Below are 16,429 nucleotides of genomic sequence, written 5' to 3'. Positions count from 1 at the left end.
ATGAACATTACCATCGGACTCTTATTAATGCATTGATAGAATAGCCGTACTTTTGCACCGGGATTGCATGGCAAAAGTGGAATAATCAGCGAGAAAAAATGACATCAACTCTAAATCAAAATAAACCACCATTACCTGGACGATATTTCAAAGAACTGAGAGAACTGGTTTTTCTGGGCGGCCCGATACTTGGGGCGCAGTTGTCGGCAACCGGAATGAGTTTTGTCGACACCAGCATGGCGGGACAGTATTCGGCTCAGGACCTTGCTGCTGTGGCGCTGGGTTCCAGTATCTGGATGCCAGTATACCTGCTGGTTCGTGGCATTATGATGGCGACCACGCCAACGGTGGCACAACTGTTTGGTGCCGGGAAAGTCGACAGGATAGCGACACCGGTACGTCAGGCTTACTGGATTGCGGTGTTATTCAGTATTCTGGCGATTGCCTTCTTGCTGAATGCCGGGCCGCTGCTCGACTTTCTTCAGATTGAGCCGGAAGTATCAGCCATTACCCGTGATTATCTGGCAGCACTGGCATGGGGCATTCCTGCCATCTTTCTTTATCAGGTCATGGCCTGTTACTGCGAAGCGCGTTCAATGACCAAACCGGGCATGCTGTTCAGTTTTGCCGCTCTGTTGCTGAACATCCCGGTGAACTATGTCCTGATCTATGGGCGCTTCGGTTTTCCTGAGCTGGGAAGTGTGGGCTGTGGTTATGCCACCGCCATCTGTTTCTGGCTGATGACGGTGCTGATGTTCTTTTACACTCGCTTTGATGAGCGCCATAAAGATGCTGACCTTTATGGTCGGTGGGAATGGCCTTCTCTGTCGGTGATGAAAGCGCACCTGAAACTGGGTGTACCGATGGGGCTGGCGATTTTCTTTGAAGCCAGCATCTTCTCAGCCGTTGCCCTGGTGATTGGGCAGTTGGGCGCAGTCACCGTTGCAGGACACCAGGTGGCCCTGAACTTTACCAGCCTGTGTTTTATGTTGCCGATGAGCGTTTCAATGGGCATTACTATTCGTGTCGGGCAGGCACTGGGAGCAGAACAGTTTGAGCAGGCCCGGTTTATCAGTTTTGCCGGTATTGCGACCACGCTGGTGACAGCTTGCTTCAGTGCATCGGTTATGTGGTTCCTGCCAGATGTGGTGACCAGCATTTATACCAACGACCTGGCTGTGAAAGTGCTGGCTGCGGAACTGTTGTTGTTTGCCGCTATGTTCCAGTTTGTTGACGGTGTTCAGGTGGCTTCCAATGGTGCGTTGCGAGGCTACAAGGATACCCGCGTGCCGATGGTGATGATTCTCATCGCGTGTTGGGGGATTGCCCTGCCATTTGGCTATATCCTTGGCCTGACAGACTGGCTGGTTGATCCGATGGGACCTCATGGTTTGTGGGTCGGCCTGGTCACCGCCCTGACGCTGGCTGCCACTTTTCTGGCACTCCGGCTGAATGCCATCAGTAAGCGTTATATCAATGACCGTCCGGATATGACCGGACAAACTGTTGCCATGGCGCACTGACTTTTCAGGGTGCAAGAGATAGGGGGGGAAGGGATGCCCCTCTGTCATTTTTCATCGGTCTACACTCAATTCAGGCAAATCGATGCCGATAACCTCAATCCTTTAAATTGACAGGGAAGATGAAATCATGAAAAAGACCGGTGTAGCCATCATGGCGGTCATGTTTTCAATGGCTGCAGTAGCCAGTGAAAAGGAAGAGAAAAAAACGGTAATGTGTCAGCCTCTGGTCACTATCCCCATGGAACAGACCCGGTTGATGCCCTCTGTTTCACCAAAATTTTATGTGACTTCTCAGGCTGACTATAAAGCTTGCCAGAAAATAGCGCGTAAGCAGGGTGGAAGGGTGATTATCAATCCGGATGCCTGAAGATCGCGAGATAAGAAAAGCCCGAAGGTTAATTCCCCGGGCTTTTTTTCTGTCGTTAGAAGGTGTAGCCCAGTGAGCCGACAATCACGCCTTTTCTAAGCAGGTTGTGGGCATCGCCCTGCCATGAGAATTTGGCCACCACATTGTCGTACTTTGCCGCCAGCCCCATATTCAGCTTTTTCTCGCCTTCCTCAAAACGGCCGGTAAAGTGAGAATTGCCCTTTACATCGTGGGTGAAACGAACGGTACTCTCAAGTTTCAGTCCTTTGGTGTAAACATCTTCCCAGTTGGCTCCCAGCATCAGGTTGTAACCCCAGCTGAAACGGTCGAGGCGGTCGTCAGCGTTTTTGTCAGGGTCTTCGCCGTACCATGCTTCAGAGTCTTTGCCGATGTAACGGTCGTAGTTATCAAGCCCGGAAACCTGCTGGACAGCTGCTTCTGCTACCAAATACATGAGATCGGTACCCATCACTGCGCCGAAAGGCTGAATAACCGACAGGGAGGCATCCCAGAGATCAATCATTTCGTAGTTCTGGTAGGTTTGGCCCAGAGTAGCTCTTTTGTATGGATCTGCCTGAGAACTATCCCATGATCCCGTTGCCAAGGCACTGCCAGCGTTGGCAAGAATTTTAGCAATCAGATCGTCCGGATGATCAATCCAGATTGGATAATCTTTCTGATAGGTTACCTCGCCGGCAATCTGGGTATAGCCAAAGACCTTGGTATTAAAGCTGGCTCCCCAGAGATTAATGTCTTCTGGATACGCAGTGCTTGCATAGGTTCCGTTGTTCAGTATATGGAGGCCGGCCAGGTAGCCTGAAATTTGTTGGATAGGTCCTGAAGGTGAACCCACGCTTAACGGAGCACCAAAACCAAGATCAACCCCTTCAACGGCTGCTGCAGCAGCTTGAGCTGCTTCCGGAGCAATGTCGATATCAATCACTGGAATTGTTGCATGGTGGTTAGCGTAGTATAAAGCAAACTGTGTATCTTCAAGAAACTCGGGCTCAAAAGTCAGCTTTAAACCCCATTGTCCACTGTCTGAAGCACTGCCGGTTCCCGATGTATCTGCAACTCTGATAAAGTCTCCCCCAGACGCTAAGGTTGTACCCGTCGCCTGCATTGCTTTAGCTAATCCATCGGGGGTAAACACCGTGCGTCCAGCTGCTTTGTTAAAACTTTCGGCAAAACCCTCAATATCTTTGTAACCATAATCAGATCCCGGCACAAAAAGATCAGTCTCTGAGCCAAAGGTTGCACGCCCCGGCATGATAGACTCTTTGGATCGGTATTGCACAAAGCCAGATAACGACATCTGTTCGTTAAACGCAAAGTCAGCCTGTACCATGCCCTGGGCAAGCTTCAGGTCGCCATCGGAACCCGGCAGAGAAGCGAGGGCGCCATCAAAAGCATTCAGCCCCATCAAACCACTGCCGTAGAAAATAGTTTCCCCCCAGTTGTGTACCTGATCACCCGCACGAATATCCAGCGTCTGGCCACCGTCAAAGGCCCAGCTTCCGAATACGTAAGCACTCTGGAACTTAGCACCTCTGCCCTGATTGTCTTTTACCTCATCGGACCAGCCGGAAAACGTTCCCGCTTCATTAAGACGACCTTTTGCGACGTCATCGGCATTGTTGTCAGACCATTTGTTATTGCCCTTCATTAAGACATGGTCGTAGTAGGCAGTGCCTCTGACAAACGCACCATAGTTATCTTTTTTAAGCTCCAGTTCCGAGGTTAGCTTCAGTGCTTTACTGACAAACCCACCATCAAATGAACGATCTCCGTCGTTTTCATTCTGCTCCAGTCCGTCAGGTGTCTCATACCCTTTAAGATCGTATTTGGTACCCACAGAAATGGTTGTGTTCAGCGTTCCCTGAACTTCACCATCGGCAAGCTCAAATTCATAGGCGACACCTGATGTAGAAAAAAGAAGAGTACTGGTAAGAAGAAAGCCCGTTGCTGCCGGAGCCAGTTGTAACGTTCGCAGAGAAGAGCAGGCAACCAGCCTGGTTACATCCATCATGTTTTATTCCTTGCCTTTTTATTGTTGTTTTAGGGTCGGCGTAAACATTCTTTCTGAATGAGGGTTTTGTTGCAATAAAGTCGGGTGAATATTGTGAATAAGTCGTATTAATTAACAGAAAAAGCCTGAAATTCAGGCTTTTTCTGAGTAGGTGGGCTGTAGTCTGGTTGTCAAAGAGAAGGTGAAAATCTATAGGCCAGTTGTAGCAGCTTCATTCTCGTCTCCTGGTTCTACCAAAGGCTCAGTTTGCGGATCAGCAAAGCCCTGTTCGTTTTCAGCTTTCCTTTTCAATTCGTTAAACTTAATACTGGCTTGAGCACCTTGCGGATTATAGCCTCTGGTTTTATGGTACAGATTAGTTATTTGTGAAGCGACAAATACGACAGCTGTTTTAGGGAATATAAATATTTGATGGGCTACTTCGTGTCCATACCTGTCTGTGCAACCATATATACCTGCCCCTCCGTAAAGCAATGTCAAAAGAGCTCCACCACCGATGGCACCCCATTCTCCGGTACTAAGACCTCCGGACGTTTGAGTACCACCTTGAGCATGAGCTGTGGCTGAACAGCCACCCTGGATGATATCCAGAACATGTGACGGGATTCCATAATCTCTGATGAAGTAGCACTGGTTATTGAACACCCTCACTGAACCACCTATTGATGCAGGTGCTTTCACCAACTTGTCGATGGTCAGAAAGATCGTTCTCTTTTCTGCATCGGATGCAGCCAGGGCGAGGTTATCTTTGATTACAGCATTAATATCGTCTTTGTGGTTTGGCAGAACAACATTAATTTGAGCCGTAGCAGATGCTGTTTCCTGAACATTGCGATGAATATTCAAATTCTTGTAGTACCGGACATCTATCGCAACGAGGGTGGACTCAACCTTCTCTGTATCAGTGAAATGATTACCGACAATATCAATGTACTGGTTATCTTTCAGGCAATCTTTACAGTTGGCATAAATGGCAGACTCTTTCAGACCTCCGGTAAAGAAGGTGTTGTCAGCAATGCGAACATTACCGGTTGATTTCTGGATGTCGATATAATGGGAAGGTGCCTCCTCATTGTCCCTGGTTGATTGATACTGGAAGCTATCATCGAGTATTACGATATCACCCGGGTGATTTACAGCCTTAATTGCACTGCTGTAAGGCTTAACTTCTGTATTATCGGGGGCGGAAATATCCCAGGTTATACCCTTGGTGTAAAAACCATAGGTTGCACCATGGATTGCAACTTCATCATTGAGAAGAGCCAGTGTGTAGGTTTCTTCTTCTGCTGCTGGATAAACAATATTCGCTGATTTGATAACGGGGTTCCCCATACCTACCAGCGCGATTTTTTTGCGGATATGCAGCGCCTGGTCCAGCTCGTAGTTGCCATTGTGCAAGAGGATGATCTTACCTAAGTCGGGAGTATGCACTACCTCTTTAACGAGTTCATCGCTGTTTTTGACAACAACTACTTCAGAGAACGTTGTGTTAATTTCCTGTTTTTTCAGTTTGACTTGGAACTCCTCGCAATACCGGGCCTCCAGAGTACCCTTCAACCGTTTACACAGGCTGGTAAACGAAGGTGGCGTCTTAGTCTGGACGGTTGATTTAGGCAGGGGTTGAGTTTGTTCAGAAGGTGCTGGTCCCGTTTTTCTTGTTACAGGATTTGTTGGAGACTTACTGAAAGCTGGCTGAGTAGCCGGTGTTGCAGTCACTTCTGACACACTGTGAGAAGATGTAGGCGATACGGATGGCGTCGTAGAAAGTGCCGGTGAGGCAGTGGGCTCTAAACCCACCCTTTTGCCATATTTATGATGAAAATTCGCTTTAGGCAGATCCGAATAGCTGAACTCATAATAATCGTTGTCTTTGACCTCAAAAGCGCCAGTCACCTTGTCCGGGTCTCCAACGTTCTTGCTTAGCCTCAACTCAATGGTTCTATCCTTTTCAGGAGCGTCTTTGTGTGCTGTGTTGTTACGGATAATCGCACTTTTGATGGGTTCGTGATTATAGACGGTAATTTCTATAGTACCTGCTGCATGCTTGTCTTTCTGGGTGTTATCGTTGATTTTCAAACGCTGATAACCTGAGAGAAAGATGGCTTCTGCATCCAGTGAAACAGCTTTGTCGGTCGTTGAGAACTCATTGAATTCAACCTCAATATCAGCCTGATTGTCTTTGCTGTTCCGGGCGCTGGATTTCACTACACCAGTTATTGTTGCTGAAGTGTCAATGGTATTGTGTCCGATGTAATACTTATGACCGGAGTTACCGCTCATAAGAACGGAATATCTGGACCAGACAAAGCCATGCAGATGGCTGAAGCGGTTATTGTAAAACCGGATGTCTCCGTTATAACGTTCTGCGTAAATGATTGATTCAAACTCATAAAATGTTTTGCCTCCAAATAGATCAGTTGCCCATTCCAGATTAGAACTGTAAAAACCAGCAACTGTTGCATATTTGACGTTTCCAGCCTTAAGGTGAAGCATGGAGTTTATAGAACCAGACGGCACCTTAAACGTATCTGCTGGCTTTATGACAGGAAGCTTCCCGTCACTACTCTTAAGACCAACAAAAGCCATTCTGTGGCTGGGCTGAAGCGGCTCTGAAAGTTTATAGGTTCCGGGTTTCAAGACAATAATGCGTCCCGAAACTGCCTTCCCGTCATGCTGTTCCATTTTCACTTTCTCTAGCAGTGACTTTGGACTGTCGACAGTAAAAGCATGAGTAAATGTTGGTTTACTGGATTTCGGACCAGAAGCCTCTTCACTTTTCAGAAATGCTTCACACGCTGCAAAAGCCGTTGCGTCATCTGCAATATCGTTACAGACCGGCTTTTTAGCTGGCACTGTGATCGAAGCCGTTACCGATGCCGATGCCAGCACTTGTGTTGGTGTAATGGTATCAAGTGATAAACCCGGGAAAACATAAGCTGACGATTTTGAATAAACAGCTGTCACTGACTGAGTGGGCGTGGGCAGTACTGTTTGTGATGGAGCAAGGCTTTTGCCCGGGCTATAAGTGACATATTTATACTCAAGGCCAGATTCCTTGAATTTATAGTAATCATTGCCGGAAACGTGGAGCTTTCCGGTGATATCCAAAGCCTTTTCAGGGGTGAAGAAAGACTCAACGAGAATCCTTCGCTGAGACTCGGGTGCTTCTTTATGTGCGATATTGTTTTCTATATAAGCATCCATGTGCAGCGTATTACTGTGATCCTTAACATAAATGGTGCCAGCCGCATCTTTTGTTTCCTGCTTGTTATCAAGGATTTTGTACTGCACATATCCCTCAATCGACATCATTTTGGGTATGTCGGTTTTGTCAGACACTACCTTGCTGTGAAAGTAGTTAGAGCTAATCTCAAGCTGAGTTGGAGTTGTGACACAATTACTGCGTGAGCAGTAAGCAAAAATGGCAGCTTTTCTTAAATAAGCGGTATCAAACCGGTTGCTGTTTATATAAGTGGCACCAGTGGCGTCGATAAGGTGGATATAGCTTGAAGTGTAATCATGCTTTGACTCTGAGAACTGGTTTTCATATATCCTGAACTCTCCTTCATAGGACAGGCTATTGATGGCCCCATTCAAGAGAAGCATCACTTTGTCGGAGGGGTTGGTTGTATCCCAGTGAATATGATGGCTGTAAAATCCTTTTTTAGTTACTACTGCCGGGTCATCGTAGAGGTAAGCCAGAGCGCGGTCGTTATGGCTTAGGTTTAGTATCGAGAAATTATCGGCGGCCCGGATAACCGGGTAGGAGCCGTCTTTCACCACTCCGACCAGGGCTATTTTGTGGGTGATTTGCAGCGCATTGGGCAACCAGTAAGTTCCGTTTTTCAGCACAATGAGTTTGCTGTCATCGGCTTTCGCAGTAAGAAAATGCCCAGTAACCGCCTGGGTCAGCTCGCTGGCATTGTCGACCACTACGGCTATGTCAAAAGACCGGCCTGCTGACGCTTTCTCATTCTTCAGAAATGCCTTGCAGGCATCAATTTCGCTTGAAGTAACGTGTAGCGAAGAGACTATGTTGCTGCTGTCACAGATGGCTGCAGGAGGGCTTGTTGGTGCAATGGATTGGGTTATGGCAGTGGATTGAGCAGGTGTAGGCTGTATGGTGCTGCTGATTGCTGCCTGTTTTGTAGATGTTGATATTGACTTTGAAGTGGTTGCTACTGCTTTATACGGTACACGGTCATAGTTGGCAGCTGGAAAATTTGATGACGTTTCGAACTTGTAATTTTGGTTTCCTGAAAGGTCAACTGAGCCGGTAATCGCTATTGGTGCTGCGATATCCGCGATTAATTTTAGCAGAAGTATTCTGTTTGTTTCAGTAGCGTCCTTATTGGCTTTGTTATTGCGAATAGATGCCTCTTTAATTTCACTGTAGTTGTTGAAAGCAACCTCAATGGAACCCGCTGCCAGGCTGGTTTTCTGAATGTTATCTTTGATACTCAGGTACTGATAACGGAAAAGATCGATAGCCTTGATATCCGTATTAACGGTTTTCTCTGAAGTTGTGAATGTGTTGGACTCAATGTTAATGCGAGCCTTGTTATTTCTGCCGTATGGGCCGCTGGAGGTTATTGTGCTGCCAGACACGTGAGAGGTATCAAAGGTGTTGTTGCCAATATAAATTCTCTGGTTAGCATTTTCTTCCAGATTGAGGAAATGCAGAACCTCGGAGTTCTGGTCAGCATGATCAAACAGGTTGTTATATAGCCTGACTTCTCCTTTGTAGCCTGAGCTGTGGATGATTGACAGGAACATTGAGTCCCCAAGGCGAACAGGTATCCTGGCTTGCCAGTGCAAGTCAGTACTGTAAAAGCCAGAATCCTGTGACAAGAGACTGTTATGCAGGTAAACCATTCTGTACCCGCCACCGCTGGGTACATGAAAGTCATCGGCTGCCTGCAGGGTTGGGAGTTTGTCATTTTCATCCTTTTCACCGATAAGAGCCACTCTGTGAGAGATCAGCAATGGCTGTGACAGCTGATAAGAACCCGGGCGCAGAATGATAATGCTTCCGATAAAGGGTTTGCCGTCATATCTTTCCTTTTCTATAGCATCTTTTAACGAATCGGCGCTATTAACAATGAACGCATGAGAGAATGATGGTTTGCTGGACGCCGGACCAGAAGCCTTTTCGCTTTTAAGAAATGCATCACAGGCCGCAAAAGCGGTTTCATCGTCTTTTATATCATCACAGGGATATTTTTTGGTGAGTGTTGATGCTGAAGCCGTTACTGATACCAAAAGCTGGGTGGGGGTGATACTGCCCGCTAATACAGGGAGACTGTAAGTTGATGCAACTGTATTAACCGTTGGTGTTGCAGACAATGCTATTTGTGTTGAAACAGTGCCTTTGTAAGGTGTGTAGTCGACATGGTCAAGAGTATAACCTTCATCATCGTATTTGTAGTTAGCGTTTCCTGAAATATGGATTTTTCCGTTAATTTCGACAGGCTCATCCGGACTGAAGGCTGAGTAGATTTTAATTTCTCGCTGTCGTTCAGTTGCCTCCGGGTGTGCACGATTGTTTTGTATATAGGCATCTATTTGTTGTTTATTCTTGTGATTCTCCACATAAATCTGGCCAAATGCGTATTTTGTCTCCTGTATGTTTCCAATAATTTTGAACTGCGAATAGCCTTTAGTATGAATAGCTCCTTTCTGGCCGAACAACATTTCTGACTGAGCGTGAAAGTGGTTAGAGTTTATCTCAAGCGGTGGGTTGTTGGTCTGACAACTCTCTTTTTGACAGTAGGCATAGATGGCTGTGTTATGGGTGTTTGATGTATCAAATTTATTGTCGTTTATATAAGCCCCTCCGGTTGCGTTGATTAGATTAATAAAGTGATGGATTCTGCTGGCATTAGTTTGCGAAAACTGGTTTTGGTACAGACGTATTTTTCCTGCGTAGGATTGACTGTTAATTGCTCCGTTGAAGAGAATACTGTGCTTGCCTGAAGGATGGGTAGTTTCCCAGTGAATATGGTGGCTGAAAAAGCCGGTCGTTTGGCTTCCGCCACCATTATGCAAATAAGCTAAGGCTTTTTTGTTGTACTGTTCGGTGTAAGTGAAGGTTTCCGGGTTGTACCCGAGGGCTGAAAAATCTGCTTCTGCACGAATGACAGGATAGGTAACAGACGAAGAACCAGAAGCTGATACAGAGGAGGTATTGTTCCGGGTCTCTCCGACCAGTGCTATTCCATGTGTAATTTCCAGTGTATGCGGTAACTCGTAAGTTCCGTGTTGCAGTATAACAATCTTGTCTGAAACGGGTTGCCCTGTAGGATGCTTTTCCGTTACGGCGTCAATCAGCTCTTTGGCGTTAGTGACGACCACGGCTTTGGAGAAGGTACCACCCTCTGATGCGTTTTTATTTTCCAGAAAATCTTTACACGTCTGGATGATGTTTGATGTCGATTTTAAGGTGTCGCATATCTTTGTTGCCTGCGTTGTGGAAGGTTGAGTAGTAGTAGCCAGACGGGGTGTTGGCGTTATGGTGCTTGTTTTGGCGACTGCCTGCCCTGTTGGTGTCGGTTTTATTGATGTGGGTGCTGGAACAACCGGAGTTGATGGGGTTGACTGGTAAGAAGCAGAAGGTTCCTGAATGCTTGCGCTGATACTGGTTCCGATATGGGCGACCAACCCTTCCGGATCGTCTATAGAATAATAGGTATTAGGGGTTGTGGTCAGCGATCCGGAAATGTTCAGAGACTGGCCGATCTTCGTGTTGGACTCAATTTTGATATGCCTTTGTTTCGCTGGTGTTTCCCGGAGGGCAATGTTATTACGAATAAAGCCCTTAAGGCCGCTGGTGTTATTTAATAATCCAACCTTTATGTAAGCGGCGGCCTTGGCATTTTTTTGCTGGTTGCCCTCAATCCAGAATCGCTTGTAGCCATTGATTGCTAAGGCTCCTGCTACAGTTTTTCTTGTTGAGCCTTTCTGGACGTCAAACGTGTTAGAGATAATTTCAAGTTTTGGATTAAAGTTCAGGCAGTTTGAACAGTGGGCATCTATCGCCGTATTTTTCAGGTAAGTTGTATCAAATGTATTGCTTCCGATATACGTATCGCCGTGAGAATTTGTGAACTTAAGGTAATCGAAAACTACTGATTTTGTTCCCTGATGGTTAAAGCGGTTGTCAAAAATCCTTATCTTTCCCGGGTAGTGAGTACTTTTGATAGCCGCTTTGCATACAGCATCTTTTTGATCCGTATCAAGGCTGGCATCCCAAAGAATTTGAGTACTGAAAAAGCCGGATGCAGTTTGAGATGAACCCTTTGTCAGATGAACCAGAGAGTTAAGCTGGTGAGACTGTTTGGCGATAGCTTTTCCGGCTTTTATTTCGGGCAAAGAGGTGCCCGATTTTTCTCCAACCAGAGCTACCTTGTGACTGATTCGTAGCGGTCTGGTGAGTGCATAAGTTCCTGAGCGGAGAATGACAATGGTTCCTGCAAAAGGTTTGCCGTCGTACAGATGGCCTTCTTCAACTGCACTAAGCAGCGCAGGTACATCGCTAACAAGAGTTACGTGGGAAAAATCTTTGTCGCCACCTGTCGCCTGGTGATTGCTTAAAAAGTCATTACAGGTTTTACGGGCAGCAGCGTCATGGCTTAAAGCATCGCAGGGATTTGTTACCATGGAAGGTGATGCTGAACTGCTTGCTGTCGGGACATTTATTGAGGAGGTTGGCTCAATGGCGGCTGTGGTGCTGGCACCTGTCATTGGGAGGGGGGCAGGTACTGATGTTGGAGAAGATAAAGCCTGTGAGGTTGACGAGCTTTTTGGGGATTCAATAAAGCGAATATAGCCTTCACTGTGATAGGGCAGATCTATATCATCGCGATCGAAGTTATCATTGTATGTAATATCCAGCTGACCAGAGACCTTATCATCATCCATAAAGTCTTTGAGAACAGAAACCTCTATGCTTGGTATTGCGTCTTTGTTTGCAATATTCCTGCTAATGGAGGCTTGTAGTCCTGGTTCATTGAGGAGGTCAATTTCAATAGAGAAAGCGGCCTGGCTGGTTTGCTGGGTATTATCGTTAATAACAAACTTTCTGTGGGCTGAGAGGCTAAAAGCATATGCCGTATCAGTTTCATCTTGATCACTGGTTAACTTATTGGCTGTTATATGGATTTCCGGGTCCAGTTCGCCACAATTTGTGCAATCTGAGTCAACTGCAGAGTAATGAACATGGCTGGTATTAAACGTGTTGCTGTCGATATAGGCCGGACCTCCGGGTTTTTTCAGGTAGACAATGTCACTGAGATAGATATCGTCATGTTCGTTACTATGGGAGAACGTGTTACCATGCAGCCTGATTTCTCCCTGATAGCCATTGCTGTAGATCATGTAGCCTGAATGAAATGAGGCAAGCTGTTCGTCAGGCGCTATGCTTGTGTCCCAGTTAATAAAGGCGCTGTAGAAGCCCTTTGAACTGAGGGATGTTTCCTTGCTGAGGTAAGCAAGAGAAAAATCATTGTACTTTTGATCCACAAGTGCTTTTGTCGTCTTAATCGTAGGCAGAGTATCACCATTTTTCGTACCTACAAGCGCGGTTGTCTGTTTGATCGTAAGTCGCTCGGTAATTTTGTAAATACCGGGAGTCAAAACAATGATTGTGCTTTTATCGGCATTTTTGACTTTATTGACCAGATCATCAGCACTACTGACAACAACAGCTTTTTCAAACGATGACTGGGTTCCAGCTGCCTTTGGGCTGTTGAAGAAATTGTTACAACTGGTCCTGGCAGCTTCATTGTTAAGTATCTGGCTACACGGGTTGTTTCTTGTGACAGGTGTCGTTGAGACAACCGCTGAGGTGCTGTTTAAGGGCGATTGGGTTGTTGTAATCGAAGGAGACGGCGGAGTGGTAGTATCTGGCTTATCTGCACCATAGGTGGAAAAAGAAAGAGCGTTGAGAATCAGACAAAAAAACGTTAAAAAGTAACGCAGCTTATACGTCAAACAACAGATAGTTTTGGATAGGCTTTTCATAATAATTGTCGAACCGTCTCTTGATAATTTGAAAAAATATTACGTTCACCTTAGGTGCGGATTTTTATATTGAACTGCTTGTATAGCTTTATTGAATAATGAGCTGTTAGATAAACTAGAATAAATGCTTTTGTTAATTAAAATTATTTGAAATAGAAACGAAGGATTTGAATTGAATGGCTTATAAAGGAAGGTCTGTTTTTCTCTATTTATTATAGAAATGGTTTTTTTATCATCCAAATTTATGTGACTGTCACTTTTATAAAATTATTTTTTGCATTTAATACCCTGATATTCAAGGTCATAATTGATTATATTGAATTTTATTTATGTGAGTTTTTTTTTATTAATTTTTACAAAAATCGTATCAGCGTTTTTTCAGGTAATGAGTCAAAGATATTATTTTTCTGGATTTTTCTTAAGAGCAGAAAGGTATACTCAGGATTCTGATGCCTCAGATGCTGTAAGGACAGCTATGGCCGTTGCTGGTCATAGCTGCACGGTTAAGAGTGAAATTGTGGTTACACTGTGGAGTGGCGACTGCCTGTCCTATCTTCTACGCCATTGCTGTGTGCGGTTCAGAAGCAACCCGCCTAGACTCATGTGAGCTATTTTAACGACAGCTGCCGTCATAAGGATCATCACTGCCATCGCCGCAGCAGCGCCGTTCTGCCCTGCGTCTTCCATATTCAGAACAGCCACGGAAGCCAGCATGGTATCGGTTGAATACAGGAAGACGACCGCAGATGTGGTGGTCATGGCGTTCACGAACAGGTAGATCGCAATATCCAGAAGCGCCGGCATGCAGACAGGCAGAGAGACTTTAAAGAATGCCTTGTACTGAGGGACTTTCAGGGAAGCGGCAACGGACTCGATCTCGGAAGGCAACTTTTTCAGGGCGGTCAGTGCTGTCAGGTGCCCGACCGTAAAGTAGTGGGCGACGGTGTTGATGACCAGAATGGTCATGGTGCCATACAGTATACCCAGAGGGTTACCCGGCTGGTTAAAGAAGAAGATATAACCAAGGCCCAGCACCATGCCCGGCACCGCCATCGGAATCATAGCCATCGCGTGAATGAACTGACGAACACCGCCGTGCATTTTGCTTTTTTCAACGTTGTAGGCAGTGATAAAGATAATCACGGTACCGATGATTGCTGTACCGAATGCCATTTTCAGGGAGTTGAAATAAGGGTCCCAACCGTGGGTGCTGAAACGCTCAAACTGGTAGTTCTGCAAAGACAGCTCCAGGTTCCATGGCCAGAAAGTCACCAGAGAGCCGTAAACTGCCATACCGATAATGGACAGGATGGCAAAACAGATCAGGCCACAGAGGGTAAAGAATACAGTGTCTCTTAAGGTGTGGGGCTTTGGTTCATAGCTGACAGAGCGTGAACCAAACAGGTCAACCTGTTTGCGCTGAACCCAGCGGTCGACAGCAAAGGCGAGCAGGGCGGGCAGCAGCAGAAGCACGCTGGTCACCGCTCCCATGGCAAAGTTTTGCTGGCCGGCCACCTGTTTGTAGATATCCGTTGCCAGAACGTTGTACTGGCCACCAATCACCTTCGGTACACCAAAATCGGTCACCACCAGGGTAAAGACAACGGTGATGGTACTGATCAGGCCAAACTTCACAGCAGGCAGGGTAACGGTCATAAAGGTTTTAAACGGCGATGCACGCATAACCCGGGCGGCTTCGTACAGACGGGCATCGGACGTAGACAGTGCGGTAGAAAGAATCAGAACGGCATGTGGGAAGGTCCAGAACACCAGACCCAGTACAATCCCCGGCAGGCCGTACACCGAATGACCAAACAGCAGTTCTCTGGCGATACCCTGATTACCAAACAGGTAAATCATACTGATTGCTGGCAGCAGGGAGGGCGCCAGAATGGGCAGCATGCCCAGAACCTTAAACACCGTTTTAAAAGGCATGCAGGTTCGTGTCAGTCCAAAGGCAAACAGGAAAGCCAGTGACACTACAATGCCCGTTACAATAAAACCCAGTTTCAGGGTGTTGGTGATGGATTGTGTCATTACCCGGCTGGACAGGTATTCGGAAAAGTTTGCCAGGCCCACAAACTGGCCGGAGGTGTCCTGAACACTTCGAACCAGCATGGTGAGCAGTGGCAACAGAAGCGTCAGCACCAGCCAGAGTGTGATCAGTGCCACGATGACTGCGACAATAGCCCGGTTCCGGCTAAAGCCTGCCAGCCATGACTGCAGGGCTGATGGACGATGATTCATTGCGGAGGCTGTATTGGTACTGCTGATAATATTCATAGGGTGTAATCCTCAGAAAGCCTCTGGTGGAAACACATGAATGTGTTGTTCCTGCAGCACAATGCTTGATGGGCTACCCGGACTGATCGCAAGGCCAGACAGCTGGTGAATGGGGACATCGACCTTTATGTTTTTGCGACTCTTCCAGCCTCTTGGACTGCATTCTGCCCTTACGAACGTACCCTGAAATTCCATACTTTCAACCGTAACAGGCAGTTCAGAGGTTCCCTCACCGAACATCAGGTCTTCCGGGCGAATGCCCAACAGAACTCTGTCATTCTGGCGGCAGATGGGATCGACGGCAACCGTCGTATCACCCACATGGGTTTCATTGTGGTGGTCAACAATACCGTCAAGAAAATTCATGGAACCGACAAATTCAGCAACAAACCGGGACGCAGGTTTCTGATAAATGGCTTTTGACGTTCCCACCTGTTCGATATGGCCATGGTTCATAACAACAATCCGGTCAGCCATCGCCATGGCTTCTTCCTGATCGTGAGTCACCATAACGGTGGTAATGCCAAGGCGTTTTTGCAGGGATCGGATCGACTCACGCAGTTTGACACGAACCCTGGCATCCAGTGCAGACAGAGGTTCGTCCAGCAACAGAAGACCCGGAGACAGTGCCAGGGCTCTTGCCAGGGCAACACGCTGCTGTTGTCCACCGGACAGTTGTCCGGGATATTTATGCCCGGAATCCGGCAGACCAACGGTTTCCAGCCATTCGTTAACCAGTACATGAACATCGGACTGGGACTTGCCCTGGTTACGCAGACCAAAAGCGATGTTGTCGTATACCGTCAGGTTCGGGAATAAGGCATAGGACTGGAAAACAATTCCAAAATCACGTTTTTCAGGAGGCAGCAGAGAGATCTCTTTGCCATCCTGCCAGATTTCACCTTTCTGACACTCTTCAAGACCAGCAATCATTCGTAACAGTGTGGTTTTGCCACAGCCAGAGGGACCGAGGAAGCAGATGAACTCACCTTGTTCAATGTCCAGTGATATATCTTCCAGCGCGGTGAACTGGCCAAACTTTTTGCCCAGATTACGAATGGAAAGGAATGATTGCATGGTTGAAGCCCTGGCAGAAAACAGACAAATACTTTCAATAGTTAATACCAATTTCACCTTCTAAACATGAATTGCGCAGCCATTTTGAACAGCTGGTCTGCGTTGGAATTCCTCGCAATAGCTAGCTAT

7 protein-coding genes are annotated in these 16,429 nt (G+C 46.7%); 3 read left to right on the top strand and 4 right to left on the bottom strand.

Translation table 11 applies throughout. The annotated features are described in order from the left end of the window. Positions 1-98: 98 nt before the first annotated feature. Both V5J35_RS10285 and V5J35_RS10280 read left to right on the top strand, forming a co-directional pair. Positions 99-1,523 carry an MATE family efflux transporter gene (locus V5J35_RS10285; RefSeq protein WP_354011136.1) on the top strand — a complete coding sequence of 475 codons (1,425 nt, stop codon included), beginning with the start codon at positions 99-101 and terminating at the stop codon, positions 1,521-1,523. A gap of 127 nt (positions 1,524-1,650) precedes the next feature. Further along, complete coding sequence (locus tag V5J35_RS10280; protein WP_354011135.1) at positions 1,651-1,890, top strand: hypothetical protein; 240 nt, start codon at positions 1,651-1,653, stop codon at positions 1,888-1,890. 55 nt (positions 1,891-1,945) lie between these two features. On the opposite strand, the gene V5J35_RS10275 is transcribed toward V5J35_RS10280, so the two are convergent. Both V5J35_RS10275 and V5J35_RS10270 read right to left on the bottom strand, forming a co-directional pair. Beyond that, positions 1,946-3,919: a DUF1302 domain-containing protein gene (locus V5J35_RS10275; protein WP_354011134.1), complete on the bottom strand. Its 1,974-nt coding sequence runs from the start codon at positions 3,917-3,919 to the stop codon at positions 1,946-1,948. Between the two features lie 189 nt (positions 3,920-4,108). After that, positions 4,109-12,553: a hypothetical protein gene (locus V5J35_RS10270; protein WP_354016333.1), complete on the bottom strand. Its 8,445-nt coding sequence runs from the start codon at positions 12,551-12,553 to the stop codon at positions 4,109-4,111. Positions 12,554-12,557: 4 nt separating this feature from the next. Between V5J35_RS10270 and V5J35_RS10265 the strand changes: the two genes are divergently transcribed. Next, positions 12,558-12,842: a hypothetical protein gene (locus tag V5J35_RS10265; RefSeq protein WP_354011132.1), complete on the top strand. Its 285-nt coding sequence runs from the start codon at positions 12,558-12,560 to the stop codon at positions 12,840-12,842. 647 nt (positions 12,843-13,489) lie between these two features. Here V5J35_RS10265 and V5J35_RS10260 read toward each other — a convergent pair. Then, complete coding sequence (locus V5J35_RS10260) at positions 13,490-15,223, bottom strand: putative 2-aminoethylphosphonate ABC transporter permease subunit (protein WP_354011131.1); 1,734 nt, start codon at positions 15,221-15,223, stop codon at positions 13,490-13,492. A 12-nt stretch (positions 15,224-15,235) separates the two neighbouring features. Next, positions 15,236-16,300: a putative 2-aminoethylphosphonate ABC transporter ATP-binding protein gene (locus V5J35_RS10255; protein ID WP_354011130.1), complete on the bottom strand. Its 1,065-nt coding sequence runs from the start codon at positions 16,298-16,300 to the stop codon at positions 15,236-15,238. Positions 16,301-16,429 lie beyond the last annotated feature (129 nt).

Source organism: Endozoicomonas sp. NE40 (assembly GCF_040549045.1).
In the GTDB taxonomy this organism is placed as follows: Bacteria; Pseudomonadota; Gammaproteobacteria; order Pseudomonadales; family Endozoicomonadaceae; genus Endozoicomonas_A; species Endozoicomonas_A lisbonensis.
This window is presented reverse-complemented; position numbering and strand designations above follow the sequence as displayed.